The 13,505-nt window shown below is 64.5% G+C and carries 9 protein-coding genes and 1 pseudogene; 3 read left to right on the plus strand and 7 right to left on the minus strand.

Going from position 1 to position 13,505, the window contains the following annotated elements; translation table 11 throughout:
* Positions 1 to 482: 482 nt before the first annotated feature.
* Positions 483 to 1,850 (plus strand): FAD-containing oxidoreductase, encoded by a 1,368-nt coding sequence (locus ACSQ76_RS16515; RefSeq protein WP_437157451.1) that lies wholly within the window; start codon positions 483 to 485, stop codon positions 1,848 to 1,850.
* Between the two features lie 54 nt (positions 1,851 to 1,904).
* Here ACSQ76_RS16515 and ACSQ76_RS16520 read toward each other — a convergent pair whose 3' ends face one another.
* The 5 genes from ACSQ76_RS16520 to ACSQ76_RS16540 form a co-directional block, all read right to left on the minus strand.
* The gene (locus ACSQ76_RS16520; protein WP_437157452.1) at positions 1,905 to 3,977 is read right to left on the minus strand and encodes a molybdopterin cofactor-binding domain-containing protein; all 2,073 of its coding nucleotides are present in this window, start codon (positions 3,975 to 3,977) and stop codon (positions 1,905 to 1,907) included.
* A complete protein-coding gene (locus tag ACSQ76_RS16525; protein ID WP_437157453.1) occupies positions 3,911 to 4,216 on the minus strand; it encodes a hypothetical protein in 306 nt (101 codons plus the stop codon). Before ACSQ76_RS16525 ends, ACSQ76_RS16520 begins: the two co-directional genes overlap by 67 nt.
* Positions 4,213 to 4,671, minus strand: coding sequence for a (2Fe-2S)-binding protein (locus ACSQ76_RS16530; RefSeq protein ID WP_306127784.1), 459 nt, complete (start codon positions 4,669 to 4,671; stop codon positions 4,213 to 4,215). Before ACSQ76_RS16530 ends, ACSQ76_RS16525 begins: the two co-directional genes overlap by 4 nt.
* A gap of 173 nt (positions 4,672 to 4,844) precedes the next feature.
* Complete coding sequence (locus tag ACSQ76_RS16535; protein ID WP_437157454.1) at positions 4,845 to 5,726, minus strand: hypothetical protein; 882 nt, start codon at positions 5,724 to 5,726, stop codon at positions 4,845 to 4,847.
* 101 nt (positions 5,727 to 5,827) lie between these two features.
* Positions 5,828 to 7,486: an NAD+ synthase gene (locus ACSQ76_RS16540; RefSeq protein WP_437157455.1), complete on the minus strand. Its 1,659-nt coding sequence runs from the start codon at positions 7,484 to 7,486 to the stop codon at positions 5,828 to 5,830.
* 161 nt (positions 7,487 to 7,647) lie between these two features.
* Here ACSQ76_RS16540 and ACSQ76_RS16545 point away from each other — a divergent pair, with 161 nt between their 5' ends.
* Positions 7,648 to 9,270 carry an MORN repeat-containing protein gene (locus tag ACSQ76_RS16545; RefSeq protein WP_437157456.1) on the plus strand — a complete coding sequence of 541 codons (1,623 nt, stop codon included), beginning with the start codon at positions 7,648 to 7,650 and terminating at the stop codon, positions 9,268 to 9,270.
* 210 nt (positions 9,271 to 9,480) lie between these two features.
* Here ACSQ76_RS16545 and ACSQ76_RS16550 read toward each other — a convergent pair.
* Positions 9,481 to 11,009 (minus strand): annotated as a pseudogene (locus tag ACSQ76_RS16550) (cryptochrome/photolyase family protein).
* Complete coding sequence (locus ACSQ76_RS16555) at positions 11,003 to 11,668, minus strand: SDR family NAD(P)-dependent oxidoreductase (protein ID WP_306127780.1); 666 nt, start codon at positions 11,666 to 11,668, stop codon at positions 11,003 to 11,005. The pseudogene ACSQ76_RS16550 and the gene ACSQ76_RS16555 overlap by 7 nt, the downstream one beginning before the upstream one ends.
* Positions 11,669 to 11,932: 264 nt before the next feature.
* Between ACSQ76_RS16555 and ACSQ76_RS16560 the strand changes: the two genes are divergently transcribed.
* Positions 11,933 to 13,498, plus strand: a complete 1,566-nt coding sequence (locus tag ACSQ76_RS16560) for a 2-isopropylmalate synthase (protein ID WP_437157457.1) — start codon at positions 11,933 to 11,935, stop codon at positions 13,496 to 13,498.
* The last annotated feature ends 7 nt before the right edge of the window (positions 13,499 to 13,505 follow it).

Below are 13,505 nucleotides of genomic sequence, written 5' to 3' on the forward strand. Positions count from 1 at the left end.
AACGATCCGGCGCGATCCCTCGCCAACGTCCCGGACACGCGGATGCGGCAGGAAATGGAGCAGTGCATCCGTTTCATCGAAACCGAAGATCCCAGCCTGGCCGAGATCGAAACATGGATGCGCAATCGCCAGGCGGTGCTTCTCTCCGCAACCGCCTCCCGACGCCGACGAACGCCCGCAACCACACCGACCGTAACTGCTCCCGATTCTGCTCTCAGTGCGGCTCGGGCACAGGAGGCGGCGCCATGGAAGGGCAATGCTCCCCACCTATTGGCGCTTCGCCGATTCGGCTCTATCGTGCCACGGCGCAACTTGCCGAAATAGGAGTTGAACGATGGGGCGCGTCTCCCGTTTCAGCCAGGCGGCCGAACTGCATCGGGCGCCTGCTACAGTGCGGCACCCGCCGTTGCAGAGCGACCGGTCCGATCTGTTGGTCGAACTCGTCAGGACGATCCCTGCTGCTTTGGCCGGGCGGTGACGGCGTGACCCGTTCATTCGATGCCGTGATCGTCGGCTCCGGCCAGGCGGGCCCGCCTCTTGCAGCGCGTCTGACGGCAGCCGGAATGAGCGTCGCGCTGATCGAGCGAAAGCGCGTCGGCGGCACATGCGTGAATGCCGGATGTACGCCGACCAAGACCCTCGTGGCCTCCGCGCGTACCGCGCATGTGGTTCGGCGGGCCGCGGAGTTCGGCATCGGCACCACGCCGCCGCAGGTCGACATGCACCAGGTTCGGGCGCGGATGCGCAGCGTCGTCGGGGCCTCGCGCGACGGTCTCGAGTCCTGGTTGACCGGAATGGAGGGCCTGACGCTGTTCCGAGGACAGGCTCGGTTTGTGGCGCCGGGGTCGGTCGAGGTGGATGGCGAGATCCTGAACGCACCCCGGATATTTCTCAATGTCGGCGCCCGTCCCTCCCGGCCGGATATACCTGGCATGAACGAGTTGCCGCACCTCACCAGCACTACGATCCTCGAACTCGACCGCGTGCCCAAGCATCTGGTGATTGTCGGCGGAAGTTACATCGGTCTCGAATTCGCGCAGATGTATCGCCGCTTCGGCGCCGAGGTGACGGTCGTCGAGCGCGCACCGGCACTGATCCCGCGCGAAGATCCGGAAGTGTCGAAAGCGATACGGGGCATACTGGAGGCAGAGGGCATCCAGGTACGGCTTGACGCGGACTGCATTAAACTCGCTCCGGGCCCCGAGGGTGTCTGCGTTCACATAAGCTGTGCCGAGGGTGCGCCCGAGGTGCACGGGACGGATGTGCTGCTCGCGGTCGGCCGGACGCCCAACACCGACGACCTCGGCCTTCACGCCGCGGGCCTTGCCACCGATGCGCGCGGCTTCATGCCGGTGAACGAGCGGCTGGAAACCGCGGTGTCCGGCATCTGGGCGCTCGGCGATTGCAATGGCCGGGGCGCCTTCACGCATACCAGTTGGAACGACTATGAAATCGTCGCTGCGAACCTCCTCGAGGGTGCCGACCGCAAGGTCTCGGACCGGGTGCCAGGTTACGCCCTTTACATCGACCCGCCGCTCGGGCGGGCGGGCCTGACCGAGGCGCAGGCGCGTTCCGCCGGACACAAGGTTCGGACCGCCACCCGCCCGATGACCCGCGTTGGCCGGGCCGTCGAAAAGGGCGAGACGCAGGGGTTGATGAAAGCGGTCGTCGACGCTGATACGGGCGCGATACTCGGCGCCGCGATACTCGGCCCCGGCGGTGACGAGGCGGTCCACGGGATTCTCGACCTGATGACCGCCCGCATTCCGGCGGACGGCCTGGTGCGGGCGGTGCCGATCCACCCCACTGTCTCCGAACTCCTGCCGACGCTGTTTGGTGATCTGAACTGACGTCGACTGTCGCGTCCCGCCCGTAAACGCCGAAGACTTTGAAAATCGTGGTTTTCAATCCATTTTCCGCATCGGCACCTCAACTGCGGAGTTGATCGGCCACCGGCAGGCGGCGGATGCGATGCCCGGTGGCGGCGAAAATCGCATTGGTGATGGCCGGGACCACCGGAGGCAGGCCCGGTTCGCCCACACCCCCAAGGGCTGATCGTAGCCGCCCGAGGACGCCAGATGCACGTTTATCTCGCGTGGCGCGACCTCCATGCGCGGGATCAGATAGCTGTCGAAATTGCCTTGCTGCGCACGCCCGTCATGAAATGTCATTTCGGTCGTGAGGGCCTGACCCACACCCATGACCACCGCGCCCTCCATCTGCGAGCGGATGCGGTCGGGATTTACATTTGCGCCGCAGTCGATGGAGATCTCGACCCGCGGTATATGCACCTCGCCGTCCTTGACATCGACCTCGGCTGCCACGGCGACATGGCTGGCGAAGCTGTAATGCGCCGCCAGTCCCAAGCCCCGGCCCGAACGCATCTCGCGGCCCCATCCGATTGCCTCTGCCACCGTCTCGGTCACCTTGCGCAGGCGACCCGTGTCGATGGGATAGCGGTCGGGGTTCTCGCCATAGTTCCAGACATCGCCAATCTCGCTCGGGTCGATCAGGCGGGCGGGCCCGATCACCTCGAGCAGATAGTCGCGAGGATCGCGGCCCGCCGCATCGGCCAATTCCGCGATAAAAGACTGGATGGCAAAGGCATGCGGGATGTTGGACACCGACCGATACCATCCGATCCGCACGTGGGCCGGGGCCTGCGGGTTTTCGGCCCGGACATTGGGGATGTCCAGCGGCATGTTGGTCAGGCCCATTCCCAGCTCAAAGGGCAACTTTTCCTTCGGATCGGGGGCGAAGATCGACCCGATCGTGGGGGCGGCGGTGCGGTGCAGCCAAGCGACGGCCTTGCCGGCATGGTCCAGCCCCGCTTCCAGCCGCTCGACCGAAACGGTGTGATAGTAGCTGTGATGCAGATCGTCCTCGCGCGTCCAAGTCAGTTTGACCGGGGTACCCATCTCGCGGCTGAGGATCGCGGCCTCCAGCACGAAATCGGGCTTGGACTTGCGCCCGAAACCGCCGCCCAGCAGCGTGACGTTCACCGTCACGTCCTCCTCGGGCAACTCCATCTGTTCCGCCAGACGTAGGCGCGTGACCTGGGGGGCCTGCACGCAGGCCCAGACCTCGCAGGTTCCGTCACGGACATCGGCCACGGCGGCGGGCGGCTCCATCGGCGCCTGCGCCAGATGGGGGATGTAGTATTCCGCCACCACCCGGGTCGGCGCCGCGGTCAGCGCGGTCTCGACATCGCCCCGGTTCAGGATCAGCTTGCCGTCGCTGGTCTGCACCGCCGCCTCAAGCTCGGTTTTATACTCTTCCGAGGAATAGCTGCCATGGGGCCCGTCATCCCATTCGATGACCAGTGCCTCGCGGCCCTTGATCGCGGCCCAGGTGTTGCGGGCGATGACCGCCACGCCACCCAACGGCTGGAACTCGGCGGGGATTGCGGGCGGGTCCAGACGGACGACCCGTTCGACTCCGGCCACCTGCAGGGCGGCGCTTTCATCCACGCTGGAGATGCGACCACCAAAGACCGGCGGGCGGGCGATGACCGCATAGAGCATCCCCTCGCGGCGAACATCGATCCCGTAGGTCGCCGTACCGCGCGTTATGTCATTGTTGTCGACCAGCCCGATATCGCCTTTCCCAACATAGTGGAAGGTTGCCGGATCCTTCAGGCGCACCCCCTCGCGGTCGGGAACCGGCAGGGCGGCCGCGGCGGCGGCCAGTTCGCCATAGCCCATGCGGCGGTCCGATCCCTCGTGGCGCACAAAGTGCCCCTCGGCGCGCACCTCGGCCACGGGCACATCCCAGGCATCGGCAGCGGCCTGTTCCAGCATTGCACGGGCCGAGGCCCCGGCATGGCGCATGGGATCGAAGAAATGGCGCAGGCTGCGCGATCCGTCGGTGTCCTGGTTGCCATAGCGCGACTCGTCGCCCGGGGCCTGGGTCACGCGGACTTTGTCCCAGTCCGCCTCCAACTCCTCGGCCACGACCATGGCAATCGAGGTACGCACCCCTGTCCCATTTCGGCGCGGTGGATGGTCACGGTGACGATGCCGGCCTCGTCGATCGAGACAAAGACGTTGGGGTCGTCGCGCCATCCGTTCGGCATCGCATCGGCGCCGAACTCGGCAGCCGCCTCCTGCGAGAGACCGCGGGCGGCCAGGCCCACGGCCAGAACAAGACTGCCGGCCCCCAGGCCCAGCAACAAAGAACGGCGGCTGACATTCGCAATGCGGGTTGTTTGCATCATTTTGTCCTCGCCTGTGCGGCCTGCTTGATCGCGGCCCGTATGCGCGGATAAGTGCCGCAGCGGCAGAGGTTCGCGCTCATCACCGCGTCAATGTCTTCGTCAGTCGGCTCGGGCGTGGAATCGACCAGTGCCGCCGCCTGCATGATCTGCCCGGCTTGGCAGTATCCGCATTGCGACACGTTCAGATCGCGCCAGGCCACCTGCACCGGATGATCGCCGTTCTCGGTCAGACCCTCGATGGTGCTCACGTCGGAACCTTCGGCCATCGAGATGGGGGTGATGCAGGCGAAGGTCGCATAGCCGTCCAGATGGATCGTGCAGGCGCCGCATTGGGCCATGCCGCAGCCGAACTTGGTACCGGTCAGTCCCAATTCGTCGCGCAGATACCACAGCAATGGCATTTCGCGGTCGCCATCGAAACTGTGCTCCGTTCCGTTCACGGTAAGGGTGATCATTATGCTTTCCTCGCTTTCAGGATGCGTGTCGTTGCCGGGCCGCCAGGCTGACCGCAATCGCCGGAGAGGCGACAGCCGCGGGTGCGTCAATCGCCAAGGCGCCGCGAAGTACGGTTGGGTATTCGACGCCGAGGATGGAGTGTCGTTGCCGATTGTAGGCTGGCGCAGTTCACTCACCCTAGCTGGCGCGCTCGAGGCCTGCGTCGCAGGACTTGCTGCGCAAGCACCGATATTGCGGTGTTCATGCTGCAAACCCGGATCATCGGGCAAGAATTAACGACAATGGCAATGTCAGGGGCACCGACGTTGCATCCCGCGATGTGCGTCTCGTCGGAGCGTGCCGGCCTCAGCGACAATCTTTCCCAAGTCGGCAACCAGATCCCAGGAAGCGCCGCTCGGTGACATGCTGGCAGCAATGGCGGGTTCCCGGCCGTGGTTCGCAGCCAACCACCCCATCGCCGACCCGACCCAGTTCTCGAGGCACGGTCTCCGATGGCGCCAGCGCCCTCGGCTCCCAGGCCAAGCCGCTCATGAGCAGGCCACCGTCGCCCCTCACTCCAGCGGTGCCAGCGCCACCTCGTAGCGGATCGTCGCCGCCACCGGCGCCGCCCCGTCGGCCACGCGCGGCTCGTCCGTATAGCCCGTAAGCCGCAGGAAACTGCCCTCACAGTCGCCGTCACAACGTTGTCCCCGGTCATCTCGTAGGCGGTCAGCGTGCCGTCGCCGCCATCAGCCCCCATCGCCAACGGCGCGTCATAGCCCTGGTCGTCGAAGATCTCCGCCGAAAGCAACCGCATCTCGCCGCCCTGCTCCAGCAGCGTGACCTGCACCATCGGGCGTCCGGGCGTGCCGTCCTCGTCGACCATGCGCCCCACGGCGTTGATTGACAGCGACGAGCCCACAATCATCCGCTGCTTCGCATAAGCCCGCTCGCGCTCGACATCGTAGGGAATGACCATCTCCATCGTCTCGCCATCCAGCGTGACAGTCATGGTTCCGATCGCCTCGTAATCGTCGCCCAACTCCGCCGCCCAGGCCGGCACGGCCAGAAGCATCGCTGCAGTTGCGGTGAAAAAAACGTGTCATATCAAGGTCCTGCGCAAAAACAACGCGCGAACCGTAACAGACACCTCTGGACCACGCGAAACCGGCGGCGTCAGCCCCCGTCCCGCCACCGGTTCACGATAGGATAACGCCGGTCCAGCCAGAACGCCCGCTTCGACAGCCGCGTGCCCGGCGCCGACTGGAACCGCTTGTACTCGCTGATGTAGATCAGGTGCTCCACCCGCGCCGCATCGTCTCGGTCGAACCCCGCCTTGACGCAATCCTCGATCGACCCGTCCTCGTCCACCAGGATCTGCAATATCCCGTCCAGAACCGGGTAGTCCGGCAGGCTGTCGCTGTCCTTCTGGTCCTCGCGCAGCTCCGCAGTGGGCGGCTTGGTGATGATGTTGCCGGGGATAACCTCCCCCTGCGGCCCCATCATCCAGTCGCGGTGATTGGCGTTCCGCCACCGGCACACATCGAACACCCGCGTCTTGTACAGATCCTTGATCGGGTTGTACCCGCCCGCCATGTCGCCATAGATCGTGGCATAGCCCACCGCCACCTCCGACTTGTTGCCGGTGGTCAACAGCATCTCTCCGAACTTGTTGGAAAGCGCCATCAACAACAGCCCGCGCAGCCGCGACTGGATGTTCTCCTCGGTAATCCCGGCGTCGGTCCCCTGAAAGAGCGGCGCCAGCGTGTTCGTGATCGCCGCCCGCCCCTCGGCGATAGGCACGAAATCATACCGCGCGCCCAACGCCTCTGCGCACGCCTTGGCATCGTCGAGCGACCCTTGCGAGGTATATTCCGAGGGCAGCATCACGCAGCGAACGTTCTCCGCCCCCAGCGCATCCGCCGCGATGGTCGCGACAATCGCACTGTCCACGCCCCCCGACAGGCCCAGCAGCACCTTGCCGAACCCCGTCTTGCGCATGTAATCGCGCAGGGCCAGCACCATCGCGTGGTAATCCGTCTCCAGCGTGTCGGGTATATGCGCCAGCGCCCCCGTCTCGATCCGCCAGCCGTCGTCGCCCCGCACCAGGTCGATATGCGCGATATCCTCCTGCATCAGCGGCATCTGCACCGCCAGCCCCCCTCCGGGGTTCAGCGCGAACGTACCGCCATCGAACACCTGGTCGTCCTGCGCGCCCACCAGGTTCAGGTAGATCAGCGGCAACCCGGTCTCCACCACCCGGTTCACCATCAACATGTGCCGAAGCTCCAGCTTGCCGCGGTAGTAGGGCGACCCGTTGGGGATCAGCAGAAACTCCGCCCCCGTCTCGGCCAGCGTCTCTGGCACGTCCTCGTGCCAGCTGTCCTCGCAGATGGGGCTGCCGATGCGCACGCCGTTCACCGCATAGGGCCCCATCACGTCGCCCTGCGCATACAGCCTCACCTCGTCGAACACCGTCTCGTTGGGCAGGTGATGCTTCAGCACGCAGGCGGTGATACTGCCGCCCTTCAGGATGTAATAGGCGTTGTAAAGCTCCGCGCCTTCAAGCGCAGGACCGCCGATCGCCAGCGCGGGGCCGACGGCGCACTCCTGCGCCAACGCCTCGATCGTGGCGATCGCCGCCTGGTGAAACACCGGCTTCTTGATCAGGTCCTGCGTGTTGTAGCCGGTGATGAACATCTCGGGCAGCGCCACAAGGTCGGCGCGTGCGTCGCGGCCCGCCTCCCACGCCTTGCGCGCCAGCGCGGCGTTCCCGTCAAGGTCGCCCACCGTGGCGTTCAGCTGTGCCAACGTCACGCGAAACCGATCCGCCATGCGCCTCAAACCCTCGCAATTCATCGCTCCCTCTCGATTTAACAGAGTGACGCGCGAGGGAAAGCCGAAACCGGGAAAAGCCGTTGTCAGCCCCGCCCGCGTCAATTACGTTCTCTTGGACCCATTGGGGGGTTGTCTCGAACCGGGGTGAGTGGGCAGACATGCAAAGCAGAACCGTCACATCTATCGTCCTCGCCGCGATGCTGGGGCTGACCGGCCCCGCCCTCGCGCAGGAGGACGACGTCCAGACCAAGCAGTATGACGATGGCGGCATCTACGAGGGCACGTTCCGCAACGGGCTTCAGCACGGCACCGGCACCTATACGCTTCCCAACGGCTATGAATATTCCGGCGAGTGGGTCGATGGCGAGATCCGCGGCACCGGCACCGCGCGCTTCCCCAATGGCTCGGTCTACGAGGGCGAGTTCGCCAAGGGCAAGCCCGAGGGCGTGGGCAAGATCACCTTCTCCGACGGAGGCACATACGAGGGCACCTGGGAAGACGGCAAGATCACCGGCGAGGGCGTGGCGGTCTATGCCAACGGCGTCCGCTACGAGGGCGGCTTCCGCAACGCCCAGCACCACGGTCGCGGCCGCATGGAAAGCCCCGGCGGCTATATCTACGACGGAGACTGGGTCAACGGCGTCAAGGAAGGCACGGCGACCATCACCTACCCCGACGGTGCGGTCTATGAAGGCGAGGTCAAGCGCGGCGCCCGCGACGGCGAAGGCACGCTGACCATGCCCGACGGGCTGATCTACGAAGGCACCTGGTCCGAAGGGCAGATCAACGGCACCGGCAAGCTCACCCAGCCCAACGGCGATGTCTACGAAGGCGATCTCGTCGCCGGCCGCCGTGAGGGCCAGGGCCGCGTGGTTTACAACAACGGCGATGTCTACGAGGGCGAGTTTGCCGATGACAGCCGCCACGGACAGGGCACCTTCACAGGCTCCGACGGCTACCGCTACGAAGGCTCCTGGGTTGCCGGCAAGATCTCGGGCGAAGGCACCGTCACCTATCCCGACGGCTCGGTGTATGAAGGTCAGTTTCGCGACGACCTCGCCAATGGCGTGGGCAAGGTCACCTATCCTGACGGCTCCACCTACGAGGGCGAGTGGTCCGGTGGCGTGATCGACGGCACGGGCAAGGCGACCTACCCCAACGGTCTCGTCTACGAGGGCGAGTTCGAGAATGCCAAGAACCACGGCCAGGGCGTAATGACCTATCCTGACGGCTACCGCTACGAAGGCGCTTGGCAGGATGGCCAGCGGCATGGTCAGGGCACCGCCACCTATGCCGACGGCACGGTCTACGTAGGCGAGTTCCGCGAGGGCCAGCGCCACGGCACCGGCAAGATCACCATGCCCGACGGCTTCGTCTACGAAGGCGAGTGGCAGAACGGCGAGATCTCGGGCCAGGGCGTGGCGACCTACACCAACGGCGACGTCTACGAGGGGACGTTCGAGAACGGCAAACGGCAGGGCACCGGCACCATGCGCTACGCCACCGGCGAAGAGGCGACCGGCGAATGGTCCGACGGTGCGCTGGCCGAGCAAACCACCATCGTGACCGATGAGGAGGCCGCGGCCGAGCCGCCCGCCACCGAGGCCACACCCGAGGCCTCCGGCGAAGAAACCGGCCCAACGTCATCCGATGTCGCCGCCCCCACCCCCGAGACAGAGACAGAGGCGGAGACGGAGACGGAGTCAGAGGCCACGACCGACACGGAACCCGAGCCCGAGACCGAAGCCACCGACGACGAGACCACCGAAGAGAACAACTGACCCCGCGCGCCCGTCCCGGACTTGATCCGGGACCTCGTAGGGTGGGTGAAAACCCACGCGTCACCCGGTTAACAAACCACAAACACCGCGCGCCTCGTTAACCCGCCAAATCGCGGAAATACGCACCGTCGCCATACCACCCGAATACCGACGCAATACCGACGTCCGGTTCGCCCGGAACTCCGCCCCGTTAACCCGTGATTCGCCCCCTCACACCACCTCGCCCGCATCCAGCCGCTCCAGGATCCGCTTCGCCCCCTTCAGGACAGCCTCCTTGCGGTCATCCTTCATCCGGTCCCAGGTGGCATACATCTGCCCCATCCGCGGATTGCTGGCGAACTTCTCCCGGTGGCGCACCAGAAAGTCCCAATATAACAGGTTGAAAGGACACGCCTTTTCGCCCGTCTTTTCCTTCACCGAATAGGCACAGGACCCGCAATAATCCGACATCTTGTCGATGTAATTGCCCGAACTGACATAAGGCTTCGACGCGATGATGCCGTCATCCGCGAACTGGCTCATCCCGATCGTGTTCGGCGCCTCCACCCATTCATAGGCATCATGGTAAACCGCCAGGTACCACTCATGCACCTGGTACGGGTCCACCCCTGCCAACAAGGCGAAATTGCCCGTCACCATCAGCCTTTGAATGTGATGCGCATAGGCCGATTCCCGTGTCTGATCAACGGCATGGCCGACACAGTTCATATGCGTCTGGCCCCCCAATACATCCACGGCAAGTCCCTCGAATGCCCCAACGCATTGCGCGTCACATAGTCCGGACCCTCCCGAAAATAGATCCCCCGCACGTATTCCCGCCATCCGATGATCTGCCGGATGAACCCCTCCGCCGCATTGATCGGCACGGTCCCGGCTTTCCATTCCTCTTCCACACGGGCGCAGATTTCCACAGGATCCAGCAATCCGATGTTCATATACTGAGATAACAGTGAGTGGTGCAGGAACCGGTCGTCCTGCAGCATCGCGTCCTGGTAATCGCCGAAACAGTCCAGCAGGTTCTTGGCGAAATGGTCCAGCGCCCGCAGCGCCTGGCTGCGGGTCACTGCATAAGTAAAAGGGCGCAATACACCGAAATTGCTGCCGAATTTCTCCTCGACCAGATCGAGCACCTCCTCGGTGACCTCGTCCGGCGTAAACGCCATAGGCTTCGAGCGCAGCATGTCCCCCGAGGCCGGCTTGCGGTTCTCGTGGTCGTAATTCCATTTCTCTCCTGCCGGTTCATCCCCTTCCATCATCAGCCCCGTCTTGCGGCGCATTTCGCGATAAAAATATTCCATTCTCAAAGACTTGCGGCCCTCAGCCCAAGAATTGAATTCGTCCAGCGAGGCCACGAAACGGTCGTCCGGCAGCACCGTGACCTTCAACGGCGCATTCTGCAGCGCCTCGACCAGCCGCCACTCCCCCGGCTGGGTAGCGATCACCTCGGTCGTGTCATGCTCTTGCCCGCGCCGCATCAACTCGCCGACGATGGACTTCGACGTGCCTTCTTGGTCCAGCCGCGCATAGGCAACGTGCCAGCCATCCTCCTGAAGTTCCTCGGCAAAATGACGCATGGCCGAGAAGATCAGCGCGATCTTCTTAGGGTGATGCCCGACGTAGCTGGCCTCGTCCGCGACCTCCGCCATGACCACGAGGTCGCTCTCCTTGTCCGCCTCGCGTAGCGCCGACAGCCTCTTGTTCAGCTGGTCCCCCAGCACCAGGATCAGCCGCTTCACCACGGCACCGCCTCCCCGGCCCAGTCATAGAATTGCCCTGTATTCTCGGGCGTTAGCCGCGCCAGCACATCCAAAAGGTTCTTCGCCGCCTCCTCGGGCGTTACCGTATTATGTCCCACCGCGAACTTCTCGGTCAGCGCCGTCTCCACGGTTCCGGGATGCAACGCCACGCAGATCGACTGCTTGTGCGTCCGCGCCAGTTCGATCGCCCCACCGTGGATCATCTGGTTCACCGCCGCCTTGGCGGTGCGATAGCTGTACCACCCGCCGAGCCCGTTATCCCCGATCGACCCCACCCGCGCCGACAATGCGGCAAACCGGCATTCCCGGTCGCGCGGCAATAGCCTTACCGCATGCTTCAGCACCAGCGCCGGGCCTACGCAGTTCACCCGAAACTGCGCCTCCATCGCCTCTGCGGTCAATTCTTTCAATGACTTCTCCGGCCCGCGCCCGTCCAACTCCAGAGCGCCTGTGGCGACAAAAACGAGGTCGAACTCTTCCTCGAGCGCCCCCAGATGCGCTTCGACAGATGCCTCGTCCGTCACGTCCAGACTATCGCCAGACCGTGACAGCCCGGTCACCCGCACGTCGCGCTTTTCCAACTCCAACACCAGCGCGGATCCGATCCCGCCCGAAGCGCCTATCACCAATGCATCTTTCATGACGCCAAGAGCTAGCGGGCGGCTGAGACCCTTCAAGGCGCAAATCACCGTCAGATCGGGGGTTTTCAACGTCGCCCATCGTGCCTATGCTCTGCGTCATGTCTACGCGCCGCCATATCCTCGGCCCCGCAAGCCCCGCCCCGGCGGCTTGCCTTTCCGCGCGTCTGCTCCTAAGCCGCCTCTGAGCGTGCCCTGATCCGGCGCGACCGCTCAGAGGAGTAGCCTTTCGCGCCACAGGCTTAGGACCAAAACACGAGACATGACATGACCAACTCCGAACAAAACCGCGTGGTGATCTTCGACACCACCTTGCGCGACGGCGAACAATCCCCCGGCGCCACCATGACCCATGCTGAAAAGCTGGAGATCGCCGGCCTGCTGGACGAGATGGGCGTCGACATCATCGAGGCGGGCTTCCCCATCGCGTCCGAGGGCGACTTCAGGGCCGTCTCAGAGATCGCAAAGAACGCGAAAAACAGCGTGATCTGCGGCCTCGCGCGCGCCAACCTCAAGGATATCGACCGCTGCTGGGACGCGGTGAGGCACGCCAGCCAGCCCCGGATCCATACTTTCATCGGCACCTCGCCCCTGCATCGCGCCATCCCGAACCTCAACAAGGACGAAATGGCCGAGCGCATCCACGAGACCGTCACCCACGCCCGCAACCTCTGCGACAACGTGCAATGGTCCCCGATGGATGCGACGCGGACGGAATGGGATTACCTCGCCCGCGTAGTCGAGATCGCCATCAAGGCCGGGGCCACCACGATCAACATCCCCGATACCGTGGGCTACACCGCGCCCGTCGAAAGCGCCGATCTGATCCGCCGCCTGATCGCCGAGGTGCCGGGCGCAGACGAGGTGATTTTCGCAACCCATTGCCACAACGATCTCGGGATGGCCACGGCCAATTCGCTGGCCGCCGTCGAGGGCGGCGCGCGCCAAATCGAGTGCACGATCAACGGGTTGGGCGAACGCGCGGGCAACACCGCGCTGGAAGAAGTGGTGATGGCGATGAAGGTCCGCAACGACATCATCCCTTACCACACCCGCATCGACTCCACCAAAATCATGCACCTCTCGCGCCGGGTCGCCACCGTGTCGGGGTTCCAGGTCCAGCCCAACAAGGCCATCGTCGGCAAGAACGCCTTTGCCCACGAGAGCGGCATTCACCAAGACGGCATGCTCAAGAACGCCGAGACGTTCGAGATCATGCGCCCCGAGGATGTGGGCCTGACCGAGACCAATATCGTCATGGGCAAGCATTCCGGCCGCGCCGCCCTGCGCTCGAAGCTCAAGAACCTCGGGATCGACCTGGCCGAGAACCAGCTTGGCGATGTCTTTGTCCGGTTCAAGGAACTGGCCGACCGCAAGAAAGAGGTGTTCGACGAAGATCTGATCGCGCTGGTCACCGCCGGTGAGGATGCCGAGAACGACCGCCTCGTGCTGAAATCCCTGCGCGTCGTGTGCGGCACCGGGGGGCAGGCCGAGGCCGAGATGGTCATGTCCATCGACGGCAAGGAGAAATCCGCGACGCAACAGGGCGACGGCCCCGTCGATGCCACCTTCAAGGCCGTGCGCGAGTTGCACCCCAATGACGCGCACTTGTCGCTCTATCAGGTCCACGCCGTGACCGAAGGCACCGACGCGCAGGCCACGGTCTCGGTCCGGCTGGAGGAAGGCGGCAATATCGCCACGGGCCAGTCGGCCGATACCGACACCGTCGTCGCCAGCGCCAAGGCCTACATCAACGCCCTCAACCGCCTGTTGACCCGTCGTGCGAAACTTGGCGAGGACGAAAAGGAAGTCAGCTACAAGGACGTCAGCTGACCAAAGC

The sequence above is a fragment of the Roseovarius sp. B08 genome, from assembly GCF_051417955.1.
Classification (GTDB): Bacteria; Pseudomonadota; Alphaproteobacteria; order Rhodobacterales; family Rhodobacteraceae; genus Roseovarius.

Excerpts from the sequence above, each read along its gene's own strand:
- ACSQ76_RS16525 (WP_437157453.1), bottom strand. The coding sequence starts at position 4,216 with ATGATGCAAACAACCCGCATTGCGAATGTCAGCCGCCGTTCTTTGTTG.
- ACSQ76_RS16530 (WP_306127784.1), bottom strand. The coding sequence starts at position 4,671 with ATGATCACCCTTACCGTGAACGGAACGGAGCACAGTTTCGATGGCGAC.
- ACSQ76_RS16535 (WP_437157454.1), bottom strand. The coding sequence starts at position 5,726 with ATGCTTCTGGCCGTGCCGGCCTGGGCGGCGGAGTTGGGCGACGATTAC.
- ACSQ76_RS16540 (WP_437157455.1), bottom strand. The coding sequence starts at position 7,486 with ATGGCGGATCGGTTTCGCGTGACGTTGGCACAGCTGAACGCCACGGTG.
- ACSQ76_RS16545 (WP_437157456.1), top strand. The coding sequence starts at position 7,648 with ATGCAAAGCAGAACCGTCACATCTATCGTCCTCGCCGCGATGCTGGGG.
- ACSQ76_RS16555 (WP_306127780.1), bottom strand. The coding sequence starts at position 11,668 with ATGAAAGATGCATTGGTGATAGGCGCTTCGGGCGGGATCGGATCCGCG.
- ACSQ76_RS16560 (WP_437157457.1), top strand. The coding sequence starts at position 11,933 with ATGACCAACTCCGAACAAAACCGCGTGGTGATCTTCGACACCACCTTG.